Below are 19,142 nucleotides of genomic sequence, written 5' to 3'. Positions count from 1 at the left end.
GGCCATATCCTTGGCGGCAATTATTCCATCTCCACTATATCAGCCAGGAGTGAGCCAACAAGGATACATCCGGGCCACCACAGGCCCGGAGAGCAGGTTCACACCTTGCCCGGCACTACTCTTCGCCGATGGGAGCGGCGATCCACTTCATCAACGTCAGCATATCCTGCGGCGCCACCCCGACCGAGAGACCGCGCTTGCCGCCGCTCACCAGGATCTCGTCAAACTGCAGCGCCGACTCGTCGAGCACAGTGGGCAGCAATTTCTTCTGGGCCAGCGGGCTGATACCACCCACCTTGTAGCCGGTCAGCTTCTCCGCTTCCGCCGGTTTCATCATCTCCACCTTCTTGAGGCCGGTCGCCTTGGCCAGCTGCTTCAGGCTGCACATACCGGATGAGGGAACGATGGCCACCACCGCCTGCTTGTCGTGATGGGCAACCAGAGTCTTGAACACCTGCGCCTCCGGTAGCCCGAGCTGGGTCGCGGCATGCTTGCCGAAATCGTCGTGGGCTTCGCACTCATAGGGGTAGAGCTTGTGGGGAATTTTGAGCTTCTTCAGCAGGTTGATGGCAGGAGTCATGATGGTTGCCTTGAATCGAATCGCATAAAAACAAGGCCAAACAGTCTGCTCCTTACACTTGGGTGATGCAAGTCACGCTCGAACGTTGATGTTCGGCAAGAGTTAGAGCAAGCCAATACTTTTAACAAACTGGTGAGGAGCGATTAGTCACATGGCAGGCCATTGCCCATTCAGTTCAATACACTCCTTACGAAACTTGCCCCATAGTTTGGGGTCTGTAACGCCATTTAGTTTCAAGCCCATATTGATCAATAGACTCCGGAAAATCCGGAGCTGGCGCAAAACATTGAACTCAGCCCGCTCATGTGTGAGATGAGTGGACGCAACCAATTGAGAAATCGAGTCATCAACTGTTGAACCATACTCCTGACGGAAATCATCCAAGGTAGCATCGAACGTTGATTCTCTGAGCTCTTTTAGGATGGCGGGAGACATAGTGGAATAGTCTTGAGCTTTAGTAATCAAGCCATCACAGACCGTGTTGATATCCGTTGTATTAGCCCATGATGCGGAAGAAACGAGCAGGAAAAGTAAATAGAGTTGGCGCATGAATAGATTCCCCCCATAAAGGCTGAAATGATGCTGCAATCAACAAATTTTGAAAAGGGCGCCTTGTCGGCGCCCTTTGGCTGGATGGATATCGCTGAAGCCTGCTGGCTTGGGCTGGCGATCAACCGGTGTTGCGCATACCTGCGGCAATACCGGCGATAGTGACCATCAGCGCCTTGTCCAGCTCGGGGTGCAGGGTCTCCGGGTGGTTGCGGGAGCGGTTGAGCAGCTCGGCCTGCAGCACGTTGAGCGGGTCTGTGTAGGGGTTGCGCAGCTTGATGGACTCCTTGATCCAGGGCTGATCCTCCAGCAGATCCCCGCGCGGGCTCAGTTTCAGCACCACCTCGATGGATTCGGCGAGCTCCTGACGCAGCTGTTTGCCAAGGCCCCACAGCTCCTGCGGCACCAGACGGGTGTCGTAGTACTCAGCGAGCCAGACGTCCGCTTTGAGGAACACCATCTCCAGCATCTCGAGGCGAGTGCGGAAGAAGGGCCACTGGGCGCTCATCTCTTCCAGCACCGCCAGCTTGCCGCCGTCGATGGCCTGTTGCAGCGCCTTGTGGGCACCGAGCCAGGCCGGCAGCATCAGGCGGTTCTGGGTCCAGGCGAAGATCCACGGAATGGCGCGCAGGCTCTCGACGCCGCCGTTGGGTTTGCGCTTGGAGGGACGGGAACCGAGCGGCAGCTTGCCGAGCTCCATCTCCGGGGTGGCGGCACGGAAGTAAGGGACGAAGTCCGGATGACCGCGCACAATGCTGCGGTAGTGCTCGCAGGAGTCGGCGGCCAGCTGTTCCATCACCTCGCGCCAGCACTCTTTCGGCTTGGGCGGTGGCAGCAGGTTCCCTTCCAGCACGGCGCTGGTGTAGAGCTCCAGACTCTTGATCGCCACTTTCGGCAGACCGAACTTGAAGCGGATCATCTCCCCCTGTTCGGTGGTACGCAGACCGCCGCGCAGGGATCCCGGCGGCTGGGAGAGGATGGCCTGATGGGCAGGCGCACCACCACGACCGACGGTACCGCCACGGCCATGGAACAGAGTGAGGCGGATATTGTTGGCTTCGGCCAGCCCCACCAAGGATTCCATGGCGGCGTACTGGGCCCAGCCAGCGGCCATCATGCCCGCATCCTTGGCAGAATCGGAGTAACCGATCATCACGTACTGACGGCCCTGAATGTAACCGCGATACCAGTCCACCGAGAGCAGACGCTCCATCACGGCGGTGCCAGCCATCAGGTCATCCTGGGTCTCGAACAGCGGGGCGACCGGCATGCGGAATTTGCAGCCCGCCTCTTTGAGCAGCAGTTGCACCGACAGCACATCGGACGGCGCACCGGCCATGGAGATGATATAGATACCAAACGCATCGGGGTCGTGCTCGGCGATGACCTGACAGGTATCCAGCGTCTCGCGCACCTCGGCACTCGGCTCCCAGTCGTGGGGAATGAGCGGACGGCGCGAGTTCAGTTCATTGAGCAGGAAGGCCTGCTTGTCATCTTCGCTCCACTCGGCGTAGTCACCCAGGCCCAGATAGCGGGTCAGCTCGGAGAAGACCAGCCCATGGCGCTCGCCATCCTGACGGATATCAAGCTTGACCAGATGGATGCCGAAACAGGCGACCTTACGCAGCACATCCAGCAGCATGCCGTCGGCGATGTTGCCCATGCCGCAGGCGTGCAATGAGTGGTAGCAGAGCTCCAGCGGCTCGCGCAGCTGGGCGGTGGTGGTGATCAGGTCGCGACTCTCGCTCACCTGACCCTGCACCTTGGCGGTGAGGTGCTCCTTGGTTTCGCGCAGCGCTTCACGCAGCTCGCGCACCAGCGCGCGGTAGGGCTCGGGGTGATCGCCAACGCGGGCGCGCACGGCGTCGGTACAGTCGGACATGGAAAGCTCGGAGGTGAGCTCCTTGATGTCTTTGTAGAACAGGCTCACCGCCATCCAGCGGCCCAGCTCCAGCACTTCGGCAGTCACCTTGGCGGTGACGAAGGGGTTGCCATCGCGGTCACCGCCCATCCAGGAGGTGAACTTGACCGGCGCGGCATCCAGCGGCAGCCGCACACCCAGATGGTGTTGCAGACGCTCGTCCAGATTGCGCATGAATTCGGGGATGGCTGGCCACAGGCTGTTCTCCACCACAGCGAAGCCCCACTTGGCCTCGTCAACCGGGGTCGGGCGCTGTTCGCGGATCTCGTTGGTGTGCCATGCCTGATTGATCAGCTGTTCGATGCGATTGAGGATCTTGTCCCGCTCGCGGGGCAGCAGGTCGGAGAGCTCCAGCGCCTCGAGGCAGTCGTTGAGCTGCACATGCTTGTGGATCAGGGTACGACGGGTCACCTCGGTGGGGTGAGCGGTCAGCACCAGATCGATATCCAGCTCGCGCACGGCCTGAATGATGGCCTCTTGCGACAGGTTGGAGGCTTTAAGCTTGTCGAACATCTGCTCCAGCGGATCCGGGGTGCAGACCTGCTCTTCGCAGCGACGGGAGATGGTGTGGAACTGTTCCGCCACGTTGGCCAGATTGAGGAACTGGCTGAAGGCGCGGGCCACCGGCAGCAGCTCGCTATCACTCAGGGTGCGCAGGGTATCGAGCAGACGTTCCCGGTCTGATTCATTGCCCTTGCGGGAGGACTTGGCCAATTGGCGAATGGTTTCGATCTTGTCGAGAAAGGCCTGACCCTGATGATCCTTGATGGATTTACCCAGCAGCTGACCCAGCATGCCTACGTTGGCGCGTAGTGCGGCGTACTTTTCGTTCATTCCACATCCTTATCTTGTTGGTGCCTGACACCCATCCGGGGTGCAAGACGACCTCACTTATTGTTGTGCGATTACAACATATGCTCCGTCATCTTAGGGTGACAATCTACCCAGATTGTCTGCGCAAGGTCAAATAACAGGCCGATTCAGAACATGTATTTCCATCACCACTCCACAACCGGCTTGTTATGTAACTTACTTACAGTTTTACGCCCCTTTCATCGCCGCCGCTACAGGCAAAAACGTCTGATCAGGTGCTGCAACACTGTGGTGGTCGGCTTGACGAACGAGAGGTCGAGATACTCGTCAGGCTGGTGCGCCTGGGTGATATGGCCGGGACCCATCACTATGGTCTGGCAACCGAGCTGCTGGATAAACGGCGCCTCGGTGCAGTAGTTGACCGACTCGGCGGCGCGGCCGCTCGCCTTCTCTGCTTCGCGCACCAGCACAGAGTCGTCGGCGCAGGCGTAGGCGGGAATGGGCTCGTGCAGATGTTGCAGATGCAGGCAACCAGGCTGGTGAATCTCGATGGGAGAGAGCGCCTCTTTGAGCATCCCCATCAACTCGTCTGGCCCCACCTGCGGAGTGGGTCGCAGATCGATATGCAGCTCGCAGCAGCCGCAGATGCGGTTCGGGCTGTCACCACCCTGAATGTAACCGAGGTTCAGGGTCGGCTGCGGCACGGCAAAGCGGTGGTCGGCGTAGCGATCTTTCAGATCCTGCTGCAAGCGCAGCACCTGCCCCATCGCCTTGTGCATGATCTCCATGGCGTTGACGCCGTTGGCGGGATCCGAGCTGTGACCGCTCTTGCCGGTAATGCGGATCGCCTCCGACATATGCCCCTTGTGGGCCACCACCGGCACCAGTCCGGTCGGTTCGCCAATCACGGCATAGTCGGGTTTCAGCTCGGCCGCGGCGGCGATGGCGCGGGCCCCCGCCATGGTGGTCTCTTCATCGGCAGTGGCGAGAATGCGCAGCGGCTTGGTCAGCTTGGTGAGGTCGATCTCTTTCAGTGCCTCGACGATAAAGGCGAAGAAGCCCTTCATATCGATGGTACCGAGGCCATAAAGACGGTTGCCCTCTTCGGTCACCTTGAAGGGATCCTTGCTCCAACCCCCCTCATCGAACGGCACCGTATCGGTGTGGCCCGCCAGCAGCAGACCGCCCTCCCCCTGACCAATCGTCGCCACCAGATTGAACTTGCCCGGCAGCTTACTGCCGGAAGAGAGTGGCAGCGCCGTCACCTCGCACTGAAAACCGAGCTGACCGAACCAGTCGGCCAGCAGCCGGATCACCGCCTCGTTACTCTGGTCCCACTTGGGATCCGTGCTGCTGATAGAGGGAATCGCAATAATATTCTTATAAAGTGAAAAAAAATCCAGATTGGCCATCAGCTCCTCCTTGCGTCCCCGGAATGTTTCTGTTAGAAAATACAAATGCAAAGTGAGTGCATGAATATTCTGTAATTTTACCTGAATATCTGGCTCATCAACAAAGGCTTCTAGTTGTAAGGGAAAGTTAATGTTCTGTCACCTGATCTATAACCGACGACACACACCCGCCTGAATTGCCCCTCCGCACTTGTGCAAAGGGGCGATCGAACACCCTTGTGCACTGCAGCGTCATGCTGTGAATCTCGAACTCTGACTTGGAATATTCAACATGCTTAACACCGTTATCGTCGGTGCCAGTGGCTACGCGGGAGCCGAACTGGCCGCACTGGTACAGAACCATCCACAACTCAAACTGTTCGGCCTCTATGTCTCCGCTGGCAGTCAGGATGCCCACAAGCGCTTCTCTTCCCTGCATCCCCAGTGGGTCGGTGCCCTCGATCAGCCGCTGCTGCCGCTGGACGACGACGGCATGACCCGGATCCTGACCCAGGCCGATCTGGTACTGCTGGCCACCGCCCACGAGGTGAGCGCCACGCTTGCCCCCAAGTTTCTCGCCAAGGGGCTGCCGGTGTTCGATCTCTCCGGCGCCTTCCGGGTCAAGGATCAGGGCTTTTACGACAGCTTCTACGGCTTCACCCACGACAGCGAACAGTGGCTGGATCAGGCCGTCTATGGTCTGGCGGAGTGGAACAGCGATGCCATTGCCACCGCCCAGCTGATCGCCGTGCCCGGTTGCTACCCGACAGCCTCCCTGTGCGCCCTCAAGCCGCTGCAGCAGGATGGTCTGATTGCCAAGGGTTGGCAGCCGATCATCAATGCCGTCTCCGGGGTTTCCGGTGCCGGTCGCAAGGCGGCTATCAACACCAGCTTCTGCGAAGTGAGCCTTAACCCTTACGGCACCTTCAATCACAGGCACCAGCCGGAGATCAGCCACCACCTCGGCAAAGAGGTGCTGTTCCAGCCCCACCTTGGCAACTATGTGCGCGGCATCCTGGCCACCATCTATGTGCAGCTGGCGGACGGCGTGACCCCCACCCAGGTGGATCAGGCCTTCCTCAAGGCTTACGAAGGCAAGCCCTTGGTGCGCCTCACCGGCCAGATGCCTTCCATTCGCGGCGTCGCGGGCACCCCTTACTGCGACATCGCCTGGCAACAGCAGGGCAACATGCTGGTGGTGGTCTCCGCCATCGACAACCTGCTCAAGGGCGCCGCCTCGCAAGCCATGCAGTGCATAAATATCAAATTTGGTTTTGAACCGGCCACCGGCCTGATTTAAGGACTTAGGAAGGATCTCGAACATGGACAAACAGACGTTGGTAATCAAGCTGGGCGGTGCCCTTATCGAGAACGACGAGGCGCTGACCGCCCTGTTCGCCACCCTCAAAACCTTTCTCGACGATCAGCACCGTCCTCTGGTGCTGGTACACGGCGGTGGCTGTCTGGTGGATGACCTGCTCAAGGGGCTGGGTCTCACCTCCACCAAGAAGAATGGCTTGCGGGTGACCCCGTTCGAGCAGATCCCCTTCATTGCCGGGGCACTGGCCGGGACGGCCAACAAGCAGATGATGGCCAAGGCGATCGCCACCGGCATTCCGGCGGTGGGGCTCTGTCTGGCGGATGGCGGCCTCTGTCAGGTGACCCAGCTCGACCCGGATCTCGGCGCTGTCGGCGAGTGCAAGCCGGGCAACCCGGCGCTGGTAGCAGGCATCCTCGGTCAGGGCTTCCTGCCGGTGGTGAGCTCCATCGGCATCACCGCCGAGGGGCAGCTGATGAACGTCAACGCGGATCAGGCGGCCACCGCCATTGCCGAGGCGCTCGGTGCCGATCTGGTGATGCTCTCCGACGTGAGCGGCATCCTCGATGGCAAGGGCAAGCTGGTGCCCCAGCTCGACAAGCTGACCGCGCTGGATCTGATGGAGAAAGGGGTGATCCGCGATGGTATGGCGGTCAAGGTAGAAGCGGCCCTGCACGCTGCCGAGACCCTCGGCAAGCCGGTCTGTGTCGCCAGCTGGCGTTACCCGGATCAGCTGCTCAAGCTGCTGGCTGGCGGCGCGGTCGGCACCCAAGTGGCCATTTGATCTCCACCGGAACAAGGAACATCCGATGCAACATCTTCTGAAAGACAGTGATCTGAACAAAGCCCAGATTGAAACGCTGATTGCGCTGGGCAAAGCGGTCAAGGCCGACCCGAAGAAGTACAGCCAGGCGCTGGCCGGCAAGAGCGTGGTCACCCTGTTCGAGAAGCCCTCCCTGCGCACCCGGGTCACCTTCGACATCGGCATCGCCAAACTGGGCGGCCACAGCGTCTATCTGGATCAGCAGAACGGCGCGCTGGGCAAGCGGGAGTCGGTGAAAGATTTCGCCGCCAACCTGTCCCGCTGGTGTGATGCCATCGTCGCCCGGGTGTTCGATCACCAGACCCTGGTCGAGCTGGCGGAGCACGGCACTGTGCCGGTGGTGAACAGCCTGTGCAACCTCTACCACCCCTGTCAGGGGCTGGCCGACTTTATGACCATTGCCGAGCACTACGACGATCTGTCGAAGGTGAAGCTTGCCTACCTCGGTGATGGCAACAACGTCAGCCACTCTCTGCTGCTGCTGGGGGCGACCCTGGGCACCGACGTCACCCTGATCTGCCCGAAAGGCCACGGCCCGGATACCCAGATCTTCCTGCAGGCGCAGGCTCTGGCGGCCAAGTCGGGGGCGACCATCCACATCAGCGATGACGTGGCGGATATCGAAGGGTTCGACGTGGCCTACACCGATACCTGGGTCTCCATGGGTGACAACACCCCGATGGAGCAGGTCAAAGACCTCTTTATGCCTTACCAGATCAATCAGGCCCTGCTCGACCGCACCGGCATTGCACATGTGCTGCATTGCCAGCCGGCCCACCGCGAGCTGGAGATCACCTCGCAGGTGATGGATGGCCCCGCCTCCCTCATCATGGACGAGGCCGAAAACCGGATGCATATCCAGAACGCCGTGTTGCTGACCCTGTTTGGGCATAAATAGTCGGGGCAACAAGTAACGCGGCAATCAACCTGAATCACGACACCTTTATTGAATCATCATCGAATCATCACGGAGAGAAGTAACATGAGCGGAATCAACAAGATCGTACTGGCTTACTCGGGTGGACTGGATACCTCGGCCATCATCCCCTGGCTGAAAGAGCACTATGATGCCGAAATCATCGCCTTCGTGGCCGACGTCGGTCAGGAGCGCGACGATCTGGAAGGGATCGAGCAGAAAGCGATCGCCTCCGGCGCCACCAAGTGCATCATCAAGGATCTGCGCGAAGAGTTCGTCAAAGAGTACGTCTACCCGACCCTGAAGACCGGCGCCGTCTATGAAGGCACCTACCTGCTGGGTACCTCCATGGCCCGTCCGGTGATCGCCAAGGCGATGGTCGAAGCGGCACTGGCGGAAGGGGCTGATGCCATCTCCCACGGTTGCACCGGCAAGGGTAACGATCAGGTGCGTTTCGAAAGTGCGGTCGCCGCGCTGGCGCCCCAGCTGAAAGTGATCGCCCCGTGGCGGATCTGGGACATGCGCTCCCGGGAAGATCTGCTCTCCTATCTGGAGACCCGCAACATCCCCTGCAAGGCGACCCTGAAGAAGATCTACAGCCGCGACGCTAACGCCTGGCACATTTCCACCGAGGGTGGCGAGCTGGAGAGCACCTGGAACGAGCCCTCCGAAGCGGTCTGGCAGTGGACCGTACCGGCCGAACAGGCACCGGATCAGCCGGAGTACGTCAAGCTGACCGTGGCGCAGGGTGAAGTGGTGGCCGTTGACGATCAGCCGCTCAGCCCGCACCAGATCCTGATGACCCTGAACGAGCGTGCCGGCAAGCACGGCGTGGGCCGCATCGACATCACCGAAAACCGGATGGTGGGGATGAAGTCCCGCGGCTGCTACGAAACCCCGGGCGGTACCGTGATGGTCGCCGCGCTGCGCGCCGTGGAAGAGCTGGTACTGGATCGCCCGACCCGCGCCTGGCGGGAAAAGCTGGGTGCCGAGTTCTCCCATCTGGTCTATGACGGTCGCTGGTTCACTCCGCTGTGCAAGGCGATCCTCGCCTCGGCCAACGCCATCGCCGAAGATCTCGACGGTGAAGTGGTGCTGAAGATGTACAAGGGTCAGGTCACTGCGGTGCAGAAGAAGTCGCCGAACAGCCTCTACTCCGAAGACTTCGCCACCTTCGGCGCCGATGAAGTGTATGACCAGAGCCATGCCGAAGGCTTTATCCGTCTCTACACCCTGGCCAGCCGGATCCGCGCCATGAAGGAGCAACATCAGGCCATCGGTGGTGATCACACCCACGGTTAAGCAAGCGCGATAACCCGTTGATTCCGTTGAGGGGGCATGGCCCCCTCTTCTACAGGCAGAGGGCATGGCCCCTGAACCATCATCGACGGGTGTGACAAGAGCGGCAGCACCCGGGCCGCTTCTGTGAGATAACAGGCTCGCAGAAAAACAGGGCACGATTTCAAGCTCGACGGCGCAAGGCGCCGCCGACAACGCATTCAAGGAGAGCAGTATGGCACTTTGGGGTGGACGCTTCAGTCAGGGAGCCGATAGCCGGTTCAAGCAGTTCAACGATTCGCTTCGGTTCGATTACCGCTTGGCGGAGCAGGATATTCAGGGCTCCATGGCCTGGGCCAAAGCGCTGGTGAAAGTGGGCGTATTGACCGCCGATGAGCAGGGCAAACTGCAGCAGGCGATGGAGGTGCTGCTCGCCTCGGTGCAGCAGGATCCCCGGCAGATCCTGAGTTCGGACGCCGAAGATATCCACTCCTGGGTCGAGAGCCAACTGATTGCCGCCGTCGGCGATCTCGGTAAGAAACTGCACACCGGCCGCTCGCGCAACGATCAGGTCGCCACCGACCTGAAACTCTGGTGCAAGGCGCAGGGCGAGCTGCTGCTCGGCTCCATCACCGCCCTGCAGCAGGGACTGGTCGCCTCGGCGCGCGCCAATCAGGCCGCGGTGCTGCCCGGTTACACCCACCTGCAGCGGGCCCAGCCGGTCACCTACGCCCACTGGGCGCTGGCCTATGTGGAGATGCTGGAGCGGGATTACTCCCGGCTGCAGGATGCCCTCAAGCGCCTCGACACCAGCCCGCTCGGCTGCGGCGCGCTGGCGGGCACGGCCTACGCCATCGACCGTGAAGCACTGGCGCTCGACATGGGCTTTGCCGGCGCCACCCGCAACAGTCTGGATTCGGTCTCCGATCGGGACCACGTGGTGGAGCTGATGCACGTGGCGTCCCTCTCCATGACCCACCTGTCGCGCTTTGCTGAAGATCTCATCTTCTACAACACCGGCGAGGCGGGCTTTGTCGAGCTCTCCGATGCGGTCACCTCCGGCTCTTCGCTGATGCCGCAGAAGAAGAACCCCGATGCGCTGGAGCTGATCCGCGGCAAGACTGGCCGGGTGGTCGGCGCCCAGATGGGCATGCTGATGAGCCTCAAGGCGCTGCCGCTGGCCTATAACAAGGACATGCAGGAAGACAAGGAGGGGCTGTTCGATGCCCTCGACACCTGGCACGACTGCCTCGATATGGCTGCGCTGGTGCTGATCGATCTGAAGGTCAATGGCGAGCGCACCATGGCGGCGGCGCAAGGCGGCTATGCCAACGCCACCGAACTGGCGGACTATCTGGTGGCCAAGGGGATTCCGTTCCGTGAAGCGCACCATATCGTCGGTGAGGTTGTGGTTTATGCCATTGGCGCAAAGAAGCCGCTGGAAGATCTCTCGCTGCCCGAGTTCCAGCGCTTTAGCCCGGTGATTGGTGCAGACGTCTACCCCAATCTGGAGCTGGAAGCGACACTGGCCAAGCGGGTCGCCAAAGGCGGCGTCGCCCGCGAGCAGGTAGAGGCAGCCCTGACCGCAGCCGAAACCTGGCTGGCAAAACGGACGGTTTAAACCAACCTGCTTGTCATTCGAACTAGAAAGCAAAACGGCAACCTCAGGTTGCCGTTTTTTATTGCTCACCGCAGTTCAGGCGCTGGCATTGAGCAGTTTGCCAACCCCATCGCCCTTGCCATTGGGCAGGGTCTGTTTAAAGGCACCGAGCAGCTGATAGAGGTTGAGATGGCTGGTACCGAGGGAATCCTTGAGGGTATCGAGCTCACTTTGCAGGGCATCGAGGCGGGTGCTCTGGGTGCCGCTCGCCAGCTGGTTGCGGGCGCTGTCGATGGCAGCCGGGAGGGATTGGCCGCCATTCTCCTGCCCCAGAGTCTGCATCAGCTCACCCATAAAGTGGTTGATGGCAGCGCGGTTCTGCTCGCTGTCGGCATCCTTGATGCCGAGTCGCTGGAACAAACTCTGGACGGTCGGGGCAAGGCGAGCCTCCTGCACGGCAGGCTTCACGGGCTGGGGGGTTTGCTACTGCTGCCAAGCAGCTGACTGCCCAGCTTGAGGGCGATCGAGGCAAGGGGAAGCAGGCTGCTGATCATGATATCTCTCCGCGACAACGACCCTGATGGTGTTGCCAAGAGGTCTGCATAAGCGGGGCCAGCACGATGATAAAACGCACCACACCGGCTAATCCCTTGAATGGCTGGTCTATTTATTCAACCAGCACGCAGGAGATGGCCGAGCGCAAAGGGGTGTCAGGCGGCCAGTAGCTGCCGCCACGGGCGGTAGTGGCAATGTGGTGGCAAAGCGTTTTGCCGCCCACCCGAGCCGCGACCCCTTCCTTTCACACCCTGATCGCCAACTCTTTGAGCCACTTGCGCAGCCGCCCGTTGGCGTTGAGATAGGGGGAGGCGCTATTGAACTGGATCATCCGCCCGAGCGTCCACTTCTCATACCAGAGGCAGCCATACAGCTGCTGGTCGCTGCGCGCCTCCACCAGTTCGATGATGCATCCTCTGGCGGCAGCCAATCGCTGCAACAACGCCGGATAGCAGAGCCCCTCGTAATCCCGATAGAACTTTTGGGCCAGCCTGCCCAACTCGTTCCACTTAAAACCGGTTTCGGGAAAATCCACTGGCAGACCTGCCGCATCCCGCTCGATCCACTTGATCAGCAGTTCACTCCAGCCGATAAGGTAGGCCAGCAGATTGGCGACGCTCATGGTGGTTCCCTTGCTGTGCCCTGCCAGGGTCGGCTCCCGCACCCGGCTCTCGGGGACGGCCTGCAACGCCTTGAACAACTTGCTGAAATTGGTATCGATCGCGAGTAGCAGCTCGGCCTTGTTTTGCGGGATCCCCATTGCTCTCCCCTTTTCAGGTTTGCTTGCGGCGCAGCCGAAGCGATTGCCGCAACCAAGGCAGCACGTTACGCTAGCCCTCTTCATCCTGTACAGCTCATCCAGTACAGGTCAACCATCACGGCAAGATCGGCAATGAATCAACTAATCAGCTATATCAGGGCCATTCATCGACAGGCGAGCCCCGTCACCCTCACACGCCAAGAGAGTGAACACTATAGCGAGCATGATGAGAGCGGCACTGTGATCCAGCACCAGATAACCACCAGCTGGTTTGCCAATGGGGTCGTCATCCGCCAGCAAACCGAGCAGGACGAAGCGCCATCGCAGCAGCTTTGTGCCGAGTGCTGGATCAGCTATCGGGTCATCGCCAGTCCCATCCCCATCACTCCAGCCCGCAAGCTGTTTCACAACCACTGTCAGGAGCGATTCTGGTTGAAGGTGCAGGGCATCACGCCGCAAGGGTGACTGGTGCGCCCGTGAGCAGGGTGCGGCAGGGGGAAACAAAAAGAGGCTCCGAAGAGCCTCTTTTTGTTTCCGTGCCTGAACCCGACTCAGCCCAGCAGCAGATAGAGCTGGTGCGCCGCCACCCCGGCGCACAGGCCGCCGATGGTATGGGCGACAATGGCGCGGGAGGTGAGGTGGCGATAGCCGAGGGCATCGAGCATGGCGGTGTGGGTGCTCAAGAAGCCGCTCCAGCACATCCCCATGGCGGTAAACACCGCGACCTCGTTACCGGTGATCCACCCCTTGGCGATAAAGGGGGGCACCAGTGACATGGCGGCGCCGACCGCACCGAGCGAGGTAGCCGGGAAGGCGACCAGCTCCGGCTGCTGGAAGCCGAACAGCAGGTCAAACAGCCAGCTCACCTTGGCAGCCAGCACCGGCAGCAGGGCAACCCCCTGAAACGCTTCGCCGGTATAGCCCTTGTCGCCCGGGCCGAAGGTGAGCAGCATCACGAAGGTACTGATGATCAGCACCCCGGGGATCACCGCCATCCCCAGCTCCACACCGGATTTGCCGCCATCGAGCAGAGAGTTGAGGATCCGCAGCCAGCCGGGAGCCGCCTCTTTGGTCACCCCTACCTTGCGGCCGTCGGACGATACAGCGTCATCGTTCAGCACTTCCCCCACCAAGGGGCGGATCATCCGTTGCATCAGTCGGGTAGAGACCACCGAGCCCACCAGAGCACCGAGCAGCCCGATCAGCGCCGCGCTGGCGGTGGATTCACCGCTCGGCAGTTGCAGGGTGGCCATAAAGGTCACCACGATCAGCCCCATGCCGAAGGCGGTGCCGAAGTTGGTCAGTGACACCAGCTGCCAGGGGGTGAAGCCCTTGCGAAAGCGGCTGTCCTTGGCGAGGCTGATCACCGCCGGGTTGTCGGAGAAGAAGGTCATCAGGGCCGCCAGGGCGGTGCGGCCAGGCAGGCGAAACACCGGCTTCATCAGCGGGGCCAGCAGCACCTCCAGCAGGCGGATCACCCCGAACTCGCTCAACAGCTGGCTCAGGGCACCGGAGAGCACCGTGATCCCCATGATAAAGAGCACGGTATTGAGCAGCAGCTGGTGGGCGGTATTGAACAGGGTGTTGACCATGGCAGAGAGGCCCATCTGGCTACCGAGGTAACCGAACAGGCTGCCGAGAATAAGCAGTACCAGCACGGGTTCCATCCAGTTCCTAATGGCGGCAAGTCGCCCCTTTGACTCTATAACTACATGATTTTCCATATCTATCCTGCGGTTCATCTGTGCGTGTGTGGTTGTTTTTATGGTTAAAAAATGGCTGCGCCAAATAGAAAAAAGCCCTTGTCTTGCGACAAGGGCTTTTTGAATTGGCTCCTCCTACTGGACTTGAACCAGTGACATACGGATTAACAGTCCGCCGTTCTACCGACTGAACTAAGGAGGAATTGTAATTGGTGCCCAGAGACGGAATCGAACCGCCGACACGGGGATTTTCAATCCCCTGCTCTACCGACTGAGCTATCTGGGCAAATGGTGCCGGCTACCGGAATCGAACTGGTGACCTACTGATTACAAGTCAGTTGCTCTACCTACTGAGCTAAGCCGGCACACTTTAAACCATTGTGCATGAACAAATTTTTTCTTTCATGGCACCAAAATTGGTGCCCAGAGACGGAATCGAACCGCCGACACGGGGATTTTCAATCCCCTGCTCTACCGACTGAGCTATCTGGGCGTGGGCGCTATTAAACGGATTTTAAGGCAGATGGTCAACGGGAAATTTCACTTTTTGTCTCGTTCGTCTCTTTTTTGCGCAACATCGTCCATTTCTGCCACATCTTCGGCACAGGCCGCGCGTTTTCGCCCCCAGACTCTGGGTTCCTCCCCCTTGAGCAGGCGGGAGATGTTCTCGTGATGGCGGATCAGGATAAGGCAGGAGAGCAGCGAGACAGGGAGGGTGTATTCGGGTTTGAGCAGGTAGGTAAAGAGCGGCGTCAGCAGCACGGTAATGATGGAGGCCAGCGAGGAGTAGCCACTCACCAGCAGCACCAGCAGCCAGGTGCCAATCACGGCGCCCCCCATGGTAAAGCCGATGGGCATCATGGTCCCCAGTGCCGTGGCGACTCCTTTGCCACCACGAAAATGAAAGAAGATGGGGTACATATGGCCGAGGCAGGCGGCGACCCCGATAAAGCCGAGGTAGACGGGTTTGATCTGCAGATACCAGGCGAGATAGACGGGCACAGTCCCCTTGAGCACATCAAGCAGCAGCACCACCAACGCCGCCATCCGGCCACCGAGGCGCAGCACATTGGTTGCCCCCGGATTGTGGGAGCCATGATCCCGCGGGTCGGGCAGACCGGTGCAACGGGAGACCAGCACAGCACTGGATAGTGAACCACCCAGGTAGGCCAGAATAATCATCAAAATCGTCAGGGCCGTCATCTTGGTCGTTTTTACCACGATATGAATGGGGTATGATGCGGGCCACATACGCTGGCATGGGCCCATGCCCACCCAGAGCGCCTCGGCAAGCCTGTTGCCCGGCCAGCATCCCTGCGCTGTCATCACAGCCCATCAAGAGTAAAGAAGAAGTACAGTCATGGACAAGGTGTTTATTCGCGGACTCGAAGTTTTGACCACCATCGGTGTATATGAGTGGGAGAAGGGCATTCGCCAAAAGCTCCGTTTTGACCTCGAGATGGGGTTCGACAACCGCCCCGCGGCAGCCACCGACGACATCAATCTGGCACTGGATTATGCCGACCTCTCCAACAAGATTTGCGAGCATGTCAGCAGCAAGGTGGTCGAGCTGGTCGAGACCATGGCCGAGCAGGTTGCCATGCTGGTGCTCGCCGACGAGCGGGTACAGTGGGTCAAGGTGACCCTCACCAAGCCGGGCGCCGTGCCCAATGCCGCCGGGGTCGGCGTCGAGATCCTGCGCCATCGCACGCCAGCCGCGAGCAGCAACTGATGACCACCATCTATATCAGCCTCGGCTCCAACATCGAGCGGGATCGCCATATCCGCGCCGGGCTCGATGCCCTGCACGCCGAATTTGGCGAGCTGCGGGTCTCCCGGGTATTCGAGAGCGAGGCGGTCGGCTTCAACGGCCGCCCCTTCTACAACCTGGTGGCGGCTGCCGAGACCGATCTGCCGCTGACCACCGTCTGCCAGCGACTGCGGGCCATGGAGTTCGCCCACGGCCGCGAGCCGGATGCCAAGAAGTTCGCCCCGCGCACCCTGGATCTCGACCTGCTGCTCTATGGCGATCTGGTCTGCGACACCCCGCTGGTGCTGCCGCGCGGTGAAGTGCTCACCAACGCCTTCGTGCTCTGGCCGCTGGCCGAGCTGGCCCCCAAACTGCGCCACCCCGTCGATGGCCGCACCATGGGCGAGCTGTGGCAAGCCTATGACAAGGCCTCCCAGCAGCTGTGCCCTATTCCCTTTCACTGGGAAGCGTGCGAATTGCAGCATCACTGATCCGCAAGGGCGCCTCACGGCGCCCTTGTTGTTTGCTCGGACAGGGTTGCTTATCACGGATAAGAAAGTGTCATTGGGCCTGACCCTGCGAGGCTGGCAGGATAGCGCCCACTACAGGAGAACCCCATGCCACTCGATACCATTCACCATTTCAACTGCCAGCTACTGGCCGAACTGCCCCACCAGCGCTATGAGCATGAACCCATCCTCGACTACGCCACCGATGAAAAGGTCAAGGCCCGCCTCGGCTGGCAGGCGGAGTTCAGCAAGACCCTGTTTCTCAAGTTCAAGGATGGCCGCTTCGCCCTGCTGCTGACCCACAGGGACGGACGGCTCGACAACAAGGCGGTCAAGGCCGCACTCGGTGCCAAGCCCTCCATCTGCACCGCCGAAGAGATGCAGGCGGAGATCGGCTGCCTGCCGGGGGCGGTCTGCCCCTTCCTGCCCCGCGCCGATATTCCGCTACTGGTGGATCCGCAACTGCTCAACCACACCGCCTTCACCTGGACTCCGGGCCACCCGGAGCAGACCTTTCTGCTGGCGACCGAGCATCTGGCCGAAGTGCTGGCGCAGCTCCCCTGCGAGGTCAGCTATCTGCCCGCACCGACGGCGTAGCCCCATCACGCGCCAGCTGGGCGAAGATCAGCGCCGCCAGCATGGAGAGCAACCCGACACAGAGGTAGGTAAGGTGGAACCCGGCCAGCCACTGCCCCTCGGCCGCTAAGGTGCCCGCTGAGGTGCCCGCCGAGAAGAGCCCGAGCAGGCTGGCGGCAATCGCCACCCCCAAGCTCATGGAGAGCTGCATCACCACCGAGAGCAGGCCGTTGCCACTGCTGGCCAGGGTCGGGCTGAGATCTTGCAGCGTGAGAGTGTTCATGGCGGAGAACTGCAGCGAGTTGATGGCGCCGAAGATCGCCAGCCAGCCCAGCAGGACCCCGTAGGGGAGCTGGTTGTCGATAAAGTAGAAGCTGGCGATCATCGCCCCCAGCAACAGGGTGTTGCCGATCAAAATGCGGCGATAACCCACCTTCGGAATCAGCTTGTTCACCAGCGTCTTGGTCAGCATGGCGCCAATCACGGTGGGGATCATGGTCATCCCCGCCTTGCTCGGGGAGAAGCCGAGCCCCAGCTGCAGAAACAGCGGGGTGAGGAAGGGCATGGCGCCGCTGCCGAGGCGGGCAAACAGGTTGCCCCAGATGCCGATGGCAAAGGTGGTGGTCTTGAACAGGTTCAGGCTAAAGAGCGGCTGCTCTGCATTGGCGGCATAGAGCCAGTAGCTCGCCATCGCCGCCAAGCCGAAGATCAGTGCAAACAGCGCCCAACCGGTGGAGATGCTGTGCTCCCCCAGCCCCTGCAAGCCGACCGACACCAGCACCATGCCGACGCTGAACATCACAAAGCCCTGCCAGTCGAACCGGGCAGTCTGCTGCCGCAGCTCCGGCATAAAGTGCCAACTGGCGATAAAGCCGAGCAGCCCCACCGGCAGGTTGATGAGAAATACCCAGTGCCAGCTCGCCACTTCCACCAGCCAGCCACCGAGTGCCGGCCCCATCAGCGGGCCGAGCAGCCCCGAGATGGTGACAAACGACATCACCCGCAGCAGCTCGTGCTTGTCATAGACCCGCAGCACCGCCAACCGCCCCACCGGCATCAGCAGCGCACCGCCAATCCCCTGAAGCACCCGGGCGGCCACCAGCATGGAGAGCGAATTGGAGGCGGCGCAGGCGAGCGAGCCGAGGGTAAAAAGCGAGATGGCAGCCAGATAGATGCGGCGGGTGCCGAATCTGTCAGCCAGCCAGCCGGAGGCCGGGATCAGCAGCGCCACCGTCAGCATGTAGGCGATGATCACCGACTGCATCTGCAGCGGGCTCTCCCCCAAGGTCTCGGCCATGCTGGGCAGGGCGGTGTTGAGAATGGTGCCATCCAGCGCCTGCATAAAGAAACCGACCGCCGCCAGCAGGGGCAGCCACTTGCGCTGGGCATCTGTCACTGTGTGGCTCATTGCCACCTCCATTATTTTTGCGGGGGAGCGGCGGCGGTCAGGAAGAGATCGACACAACTCAGGGTCCAGGCATCCTGCTCGGCAGCGCTCTGGGTCAACGGCAGACCCAGCTCACGGAGCATGCGCTCCTTGCCCTGCCACATCAGCAACAGCTGCAAGGCGGCCTGTTCGCTGTCTTGATGGCACAGCATGCCTTGCTGCTTCTGCTGCTCCAGCCAGTTGGACAGCATCTCGGTCACATAGAGCGGGCCCGCCTCGAAAAAAAGGGTGGCCAGCTGGGCATCGTTGCAGCTGATGCAGGTGCGAAAGATATTGATGGCATCATCGCTCAGGATCAACTTGCGAAAGCTGCGACCAAAGGCAATCAGACTCTCCCGCACATTGTTGCCACGCAACAATACCTCCGGCATCAGCTCGCTGCTGACGCACTTGCTGCCCACCGCTTCGGCAAACAGCGACTCCTTGTTGGCAAAATGGCTGTAGACCGTCTGCTTGGAGACGCCCGCTTCACTGGCCACCATGTCCATGCTGACCAGATGCAGACCGTGCTGACAGAAGAGCCGCCCGGCAGCATCGAGGATCGCAGCCCGCTTCTGCTGACTACGGGGTGAAATGTTCATTTTTCCTCCACAATCAAACTGGACAGTCTAGTTTCGAAAAACTAGACTCACCGGTGTGATTTGATGTTATGT

18 protein-coding genes, 4 tRNA genes and 1 pseudogene are annotated in these 19,142 nt (G+C 60.6%); 9 read left to right on the top strand and 14 right to left on the bottom strand.

The window, feature by feature from the left end; all coding sequences use genetic code 11:
• Positions 1-115: 115 nt before the first annotated feature.
• The 4 genes from ybaK to argE form a co-directional block, all read right to left on the bottom strand.
• On the bottom strand, positions 116-580 hold the full coding sequence (gene ybaK, locus ACTG2O_RS06410; RefSeq protein WP_005336092.1) for a Cys-tRNA(Pro) deacylase: 465 nt from the start codon (positions 578-580) through the stop codon (positions 116-118).
• A 147-nt stretch (positions 581-727) separates the two neighbouring features.
• Positions 728-1,129 carry a hypothetical protein gene (locus tag ACTG2O_RS06405; protein WP_021231250.1) on the bottom strand — a complete coding sequence of 134 codons (402 nt, stop codon included), beginning with the start codon at positions 1,127-1,129 and terminating at the stop codon, positions 728-730.
• 121 nt (positions 1,130-1,250) lie between these two features.
• Complete coding sequence (gene ppc, locus ACTG2O_RS06400; protein WP_439975483.1) at positions 1,251-3,884, bottom strand: phosphoenolpyruvate carboxylase; 2,634 nt, start codon at positions 3,882-3,884, stop codon at positions 1,251-1,253.
• Between the two features lie 230 nt (positions 3,885-4,114).
• Positions 4,115-5,275, bottom strand: coding sequence for an acetylornithine deacetylase (gene argE / locus ACTG2O_RS06395; protein WP_429140612.1), 1,161 nt, complete (start codon positions 5,273-5,275; stop codon positions 4,115-4,117).
• A 271-nt stretch (positions 5,276-5,546) separates the two neighbouring features.
• Between argE and argC the strand changes: the two genes are divergently transcribed.
• From argC to argH, 5 genes are all read left to right on the top strand, one after another.
• Positions 5,547-6,554 (top strand): N-acetyl-gamma-glutamyl-phosphate reductase, encoded by a 1,008-nt coding sequence (gene argC / locus ACTG2O_RS06390; RefSeq protein WP_429140611.1) that lies wholly within the window; start codon positions 5,547-5,549, stop codon positions 6,552-6,554.
• Between the two features lie 22 nt (positions 6,555-6,576).
• On the top strand, positions 6,577-7,356 hold the full coding sequence (gene argB / locus ACTG2O_RS06385; protein ID WP_005336097.1) for an acetylglutamate kinase: 780 nt from the start codon (positions 6,577-6,579) through the stop codon (positions 7,354-7,356).
• A gap of 25 nt (positions 7,357-7,381) precedes the next feature.
• A complete protein-coding gene (locus tag ACTG2O_RS06380) occupies positions 7,382-8,293 on the top strand; it encodes an ornithine carbamoyltransferase (RefSeq protein ID WP_439975482.1) in 912 nt (303 codons plus the stop codon).
• 84 nt (positions 8,294-8,377) lie between these two features.
• Complete coding sequence (locus tag ACTG2O_RS06375) at positions 8,378-9,613, top strand: argininosuccinate synthase (protein WP_439975481.1); 1,236 nt, start codon at positions 8,378-8,380, stop codon at positions 9,611-9,613.
• Between the two features lie 211 nt (positions 9,614-9,824).
• On the top strand, positions 9,825-11,210 hold the full coding sequence (gene argH / locus ACTG2O_RS06370) for an argininosuccinate lyase (RefSeq protein WP_439975480.1): 1,386 nt from the start codon (positions 9,825-9,827) through the stop codon (positions 11,208-11,210).
• Between the two features lie 75 nt (positions 11,211-11,285).
• On the opposite strand, the pseudogene ACTG2O_RS06365 reads toward argH, so the two are convergent.
• Both ACTG2O_RS06365 and ACTG2O_RS06360 read right to left on the bottom strand, forming a co-directional pair.
• Positions 11,286-11,743: pseudogene (locus ACTG2O_RS06365) on the bottom strand (hypothetical protein).
• A 245-nt stretch (positions 11,744-11,988) separates the two neighbouring features.
• Positions 11,989-12,504: a ClbS/DfsB family four-helix bundle protein gene (locus ACTG2O_RS06360; protein ID WP_128815834.1), complete on the bottom strand. Its 516-nt coding sequence runs from the start codon at positions 12,502-12,504 to the stop codon at positions 11,989-11,991.
• A gap of 132 nt (positions 12,505-12,636) precedes the next feature.
• Between ACTG2O_RS06360 and ACTG2O_RS06355 the strand changes: the two genes are divergently transcribed.
• Positions 12,637-12,969, top strand: a complete 333-nt coding sequence (locus tag ACTG2O_RS06355) for a hypothetical protein (RefSeq protein ID WP_042053566.1) — start codon at positions 12,637-12,639, stop codon at positions 12,967-12,969.
• A gap of 86 nt (positions 12,970-13,055) precedes the next feature.
• Here the strand turns inward: ACTG2O_RS06355 and ACTG2O_RS06350 are convergent, their stop codons facing one another.
• The 6 genes from ACTG2O_RS06350 to plsY form a co-directional block, all read right to left on the bottom strand.
• Complete coding sequence (locus ACTG2O_RS06350) at positions 13,056-14,228, bottom strand: CD0519/CD1768 family membrane protein (protein ID WP_005355060.1); 1,173 nt, start codon at positions 14,226-14,228, stop codon at positions 13,056-13,058.
• Positions 14,229-14,333: 105 nt separating this feature from the next.
• Positions 14,334-14,409 (bottom strand) — tRNA-Asn (locus ACTG2O_RS06345).
• Between the two features lie 8 nt (positions 14,410-14,417).
• Positions 14,418-14,493: transfer RNA gene (locus ACTG2O_RS06340), tRNA-Phe, on the bottom strand.
• A 3-nt stretch (positions 14,494-14,496) separates the two neighbouring features.
• Positions 14,497-14,572: transfer RNA gene (locus tag ACTG2O_RS06335), tRNA-Thr, on the bottom strand.
• Positions 14,573-14,624: 52 nt separating this feature from the next.
• Positions 14,625-14,700, bottom strand: a tRNA-Phe gene (locus tag ACTG2O_RS06330).
• Positions 14,701-14,747: 47 nt separating this feature from the next.
• Positions 14,748-15,410, bottom strand: coding sequence for a glycerol-3-phosphate 1-O-acyltransferase PlsY (plsY, locus tag ACTG2O_RS06325; protein WP_158110320.1), 663 nt, complete (start codon positions 15,408-15,410; stop codon positions 14,748-14,750).
• A 157-nt stretch (positions 15,411-15,567) separates the two neighbouring features.
• On the opposite strand from plsY, the gene folB reads away from it, so the two are divergent.
• From folB to ACTG2O_RS06310, 3 genes are all read left to right on the top strand, one after another.
• Positions 15,568-15,939 carry a dihydroneopterin aldolase gene (folB, locus tag ACTG2O_RS06320; RefSeq protein ID WP_075115845.1) on the top strand — a complete coding sequence of 124 codons (372 nt, stop codon included), beginning with the start codon at positions 15,568-15,570 and terminating at the stop codon, positions 15,937-15,939.
• The gene (gene folK / locus ACTG2O_RS06315; protein ID WP_005336107.1) at positions 15,939-16,448 is read left to right on the top strand and encodes a 2-amino-4-hydroxy-6-hydroxymethyldihydropteridine diphosphokinase; all 510 of its coding nucleotides are present in this window, start codon (positions 15,939-15,941) and stop codon (positions 16,446-16,448) included. Before folB ends, folK begins: the two co-directional genes overlap by 1 nt.
• 126 nt (positions 16,449-16,574) lie before the next feature.
• A complete protein-coding gene (locus ACTG2O_RS06310) occupies positions 16,575-17,063 on the top strand; it encodes a YbaK/EbsC family protein (protein ID WP_005336108.1) in 489 nt (162 codons plus the stop codon).
• Here the strand turns inward: ACTG2O_RS06310 and mdtD are convergent.
• Positions 17,035-18,450: a multidrug transporter subunit MdtD gene (gene mdtD, locus ACTG2O_RS06305; RefSeq protein ID WP_439975479.1), complete on the bottom strand. Its 1,416-nt coding sequence runs from the start codon at positions 18,448-18,450 to the stop codon at positions 17,035-17,037. The two genes, ACTG2O_RS06310 and mdtD, sit on opposite strands and share 29 nt — an antisense overlap.
• Before the next feature lie 11 nt (positions 18,451-18,461).
• Positions 18,462-19,070: a TetR/AcrR family transcriptional regulator gene (locus ACTG2O_RS06300; RefSeq protein WP_139433422.1), complete on the bottom strand. Its 609-nt coding sequence runs from the start codon at positions 19,068-19,070 to the stop codon at positions 18,462-18,464.
• Positions 19,071-19,142: the final 72 nt, after the last annotated feature.

Source organism: Aeromonas sp. 61P (assembly GCF_051919545.1).
Taxonomy (GTDB): Bacteria; Pseudomonadota; Gammaproteobacteria; order Enterobacterales; family Aeromonadaceae; genus Aeromonas; species Aeromonas veronii.
Note: the sequence above shows the minus strand (reverse complement) of the source record. Positions and strands in the feature narration are given on the sequence as shown.

Bases quoted from the DNA above. Each gene is read 5' to 3' on its own strand.
- mdtD (WP_439975479.1), bottom strand. From the start codon at position 18,450: ATGAGCCACACAGTGACAGATGCCCAGCGCAAGTGGCTGCCCCTGCTG.
- ACTG2O_RS06380 (WP_439975482.1), top strand. From the start codon at position 7,382: ATGCAACATCTTCTGAAAGACAGTGATCTGAACAAAGCCCAGATTGAA.
- ACTG2O_RS06375 (WP_439975481.1), top strand. From the start codon at position 8,378: ATGAGCGGAATCAACAAGATCGTACTGGCTTACTCGGGTGGACTGGAT.
- folB (WP_075115845.1), top strand. From the start codon at position 15,568: ATGGACAAGGTGTTTATTCGCGGACTCGAAGTTTTGACCACCATCGGT.
- ACTG2O_RS06350 (WP_005355060.1), bottom strand. From the start codon at position 14,228: ATGGAAAATCATGTAGTTATAGAGTCAAAGGGGCGACTTGCCGCCATT.
- folK (WP_005336107.1), top strand. From the start codon at position 15,939: ATGACCACCATCTATATCAGCCTCGGCTCCAACATCGAGCGGGATCGC.
- ACTG2O_RS06300 (WP_139433422.1), bottom strand. From the start codon at position 19,070: ATGAACATTTCACCCCGTAGTCAGCAGAAGCGGGCTGCGATCCTCGAT.
- ACTG2O_RS06360 (WP_128815834.1), bottom strand. From the start codon at position 12,504: ATGGGGATCCCGCAAAACAAGGCCGAGCTGCTACTCGCGATCGATACC.
- argC (WP_429140611.1), top strand. From the start codon at position 5,547: ATGCTTAACACCGTTATCGTCGGTGCCAGTGGCTACGCGGGAGCCGAA.
- ACTG2O_RS06405 (WP_021231250.1), bottom strand. From the start codon at position 1,129: ATGCGCCAACTCTATTTACTTTTCCTGCTCGTTTCTTCCGCATCATGG.
- ybaK (WP_005336092.1), bottom strand. From the start codon at position 580: ATGACTCCTGCCATCAACCTGCTGAAGAAGCTCAAAATTCCCCACAAG.
- ACTG2O_RS06355 (WP_042053566.1), top strand. From the start codon at position 12,637: ATGAATCAACTAATCAGCTATATCAGGGCCATTCATCGACAGGCGAGC.
- ACTG2O_RS06310 (WP_005336108.1), top strand. From the start codon at position 16,575: ATGCCACTCGATACCATTCACCATTTCAACTGCCAGCTACTGGCCGAA.
- argH (WP_439975480.1), top strand. From the start codon at position 9,825: ATGGCACTTTGGGGTGGACGCTTCAGTCAGGGAGCCGATAGCCGGTTC.
- argB (WP_005336097.1), top strand. From the start codon at position 6,577: ATGGACAAACAGACGTTGGTAATCAAGCTGGGCGGTGCCCTTATCGAG.
- ppc (WP_439975483.1), bottom strand. From the start codon at position 3,884: ATGAACGAAAAGTACGCCGCACTACGCGCCAACGTAGGCATGCTGGGT.
- argE (WP_429140612.1), bottom strand. From the start codon at position 5,275: ATGGCCAATCTGGATTTTTTTTCACTTTATAAGAATATTATTGCGATT.
- plsY (WP_158110320.1), bottom strand. From the start codon at position 15,410: ATGACGGCCCTGACGATTTTGATGATTATTCTGGCCTACCTGGGTGGT.